Below are 2838 nucleotides of genomic sequence, written 5' to 3'. Positions count from 1 at the left end.
TATGTATATTTGGTATAAGCCTACTATTCAAATTAATGGGGTTTACATAAACCTGTTTTTTCAAAAAAAAAGCTCAATTCTAAAATCAAACAACCAATCCGTTTACTATATTTTGGGCGTTACCACAAGGGTCGGGCTATCCGTTGCAAACAACGTTCATTGAACTCCAAATGAAATATAATATTGTGAAATAATCTTTTTTTGGGCGGGCACGGGCAGAAAAAGCCCGCACCCACCCAAAAAAAGGATTTCCACTCCTATCCCTAACGCAAAATACGGTGCATAATAACATTTAGCTCAAAAAACAACATTATTGATTTAAAATCATGGCTATGTCTTTGGCAAAATAACTTGCAATTATATCGGCTCCAGCCCTTTTGAAAGCCGTAGTTTGTTCAAACATAACGGCATCATGATCCAGCCACCCTTTTTCGGCTGCGGCTTTTATCATGGCATACTCTCCAGACACTTGATATACTGCAACGGGAACATTTACGGCATTTTTTATATCTCTTACAATGTCCAAATAAGCTATTCCAGGTTTTACCATTACAATATCAGCCCCTTCGGCTATATCCATTTGGGTTTCTCGTAGGGCTTCTATCCTATTATGATAGTCCATTTGATATGTTTTTTTGTCTTTTGGAATGTGTTGCAAATCAACTGGAGCACTATCTAATGCATCTCTAAATGGCCCATAATGTGCCGAAGCATATTTTGCACTATAACTCATAATGCCCGTATGGCTATACCCTTCGTGTTCCAATGCCTGTCTTATAGTGCCAATTCTGCCGTCCATCATGTCGCTAGGAGCTACAATGTCGGCACCCGCTTGGGCGTGTGAAATACTCATTTGGGCTAAAAAATGGGCTGTGGCATCATTGGCAATTTGTCCATTTTCTACAATACCATCATGACCATATATCGAATACGGGTCTAGGGCTACATCTGTAAAAACCAACATATCTGGACAAACATTTTTTACTGTTTTTATGGCTCTTTGCATCAAACCATTGGCGTTCAAAGCCTCTTTTCCGGCATTGTCTTTCAAATGGTCGGGCACTTTTACAAATAACAACACTGATTGTAAACCCAAACTCCATAACAGTTTGACTTCTTGTTCCAGGTAATCCAAACTCAGTCTAAAATACTGACTCATCGATGGTATTTCTTCTCTAATCTGTTGTCCTTCAACTACAAACAGCGGCACTATAAAATCAGTGGGCAACAAAATAGTTTCTCTTACCAGGCTTCTAATTACTTCATTTTGTCGCAATCGGCGGTTTCTTTGCAATGGGAACATATCTTTTATCGTATCAATTAATATTACTTTATGGGCTGTAAAGATAATTGATTTTTTTATTGAAAAATTAAATTTATTCCAGACATCACAAGGTGTTTTTTTAATTTTTTGATGCCTATAAATCAAATATGTAATTGACATCCTGATTTCTTATATGATAAAAGGTGTCATGCTATAAAAACAGTTTCAAACTGTACTTTGTTTGTTCCAAAGTTCAAAATATTTGCCTGATTGTTCTAATAAATTTTTTTATAGTAATCAGGTTTACGAGGGTGTTTATTGTGGGTACATGAATTTTAATTCGAAATGTTTTTTAAAATGCTAATTTTAGATTGTATGTCGAAAGAATAGGTCGAAGTTTAATTTGATAAGATTCATACAACCCAATTATTTGTGTTGAAAATTCACTTTTGGTGCTTGTATTGTTTTCTAAAGTATATTTGATAAAATAAATATCTGCTAAACCTTTGATGTTTTCGTAATTATCGGTTTCAATTATTGCAATTATTTCGTCTGTTGGTTTCTTAAAAGGGAATCTGAAGTTATGTTATAATTTTCTACGAGAAATTTATGTATATGGGCATCTATAACTTCTAAATTAATTGCTTTTTGCTTTGTTAAACTCAATAAAAAATCCGAAAAATATTTTAAATTTCGTAGCATTAAATCTTTGTTAGTTTCCATTTAAACACTTTATTGATGTAATAATAATGTAACATATTTATATGTATCGCCATTTTTTATATAATTTTAATGAATACCATTCCAATCAAACATTTGAATAGGATACGCATGAAAAAAACGTAACTCGCTATAATTTAAATACTTCTGAAGTGGCTTTGTGTTTTAAATCATAAATTGCACATTGCTTACCAAGATTGAACATTAGAACAAGTACAAATATACCTAATAGCAATAATTTTATTATTTTGTTAAAATCCATTTTCATAGTCATACTAAATTAATTTATTGTTTATTTATTTTTTTGTCTTTGGTCGTATGCAGCGGGTACAACTCCAATTCATAACAACACCATAATGCTGCTATACCAAGTGAAGCAAGACCAATAGAATCAATAGCATCCCCGATTATTACATTTGTTTCTTCGAAAGTAAATCCTTAAACTTATTTTCAAGATTAAAAATTTAAATGATACCCAAACCAAATGGTCCGCATAATACATAACAATCATAACCAATTGTTATATTTGTTCCACCAAAAACTCCTTTAGTCTCCTGAACTTCTTGAGCATTAAGCTCCACTAAACCATAATTTTATAAATCTAACATCATTTTTTGTTTTCGAGTTACTTACTTAGGAGCTACAATTAATTTCCATCCTACCCATTCGTGATTTATCATTCTTTTTATTAGATTATCAAAAATTGTTTCTTTATATATTGATCTATTTAATCGATAAAAATATTCGTTTAAATATTTTTGTAAATGATGTTTACTAACGTGAGTTTGTATTGTTCGTAATCCAGATTTTAGTTGTTGAATGATGTTGTTAATTTGTTTGAAATTTACCGTAGG

1 protein-coding gene and 1 pseudogene are annotated in these 2838 nt (G+C 32.1%); both read right to left on the bottom strand.

Annotation, left to right across the window (positions count from 1 at the left end; translation table 11 throughout):
- Positions 1–310 precede the first annotated feature (310 nt).
- The gene (hemB, locus tag B0A58_RS12830) at positions 311–1303 is read right to left on the bottom strand and encodes a porphobilinogen synthase (protein ID WP_014082764.1); all 993 of its coding nucleotides are present in this window, start codon (positions 1301–1303) and stop codon (positions 311–313) included.
- A gap of 1310 nt (positions 1304–2613) precedes the next feature.
- Positions 2614–2838 (bottom strand): annotated as a pseudogene (locus B0A58_RS16660) (IS1595 family transposase); the annotation flags it as partial.

Source organism: Flavobacterium branchiophilum NBRC 15030 = ATCC 35035, assembly GCF_002217205.1.
Taxonomy (GTDB): domain Bacteria; phylum Bacteroidota; class Bacteroidia; order Flavobacteriales; family Flavobacteriaceae; genus Flavobacterium; species Flavobacterium branchiophilum.
The sequence above is the reverse complement of the archived record's forward strand: the minus strand, read 5'-3'. Positions and strand labels throughout refer to the sequence as shown.

Excerpts from the sequence above, each read along its gene's own strand:
- hemB (WP_014082764.1), bottom strand. The coding sequence starts at position 1,303 with ATGTTCCCATTGCAAAGAAACCGCCGATTGCGACAAAATGAAGTAATT.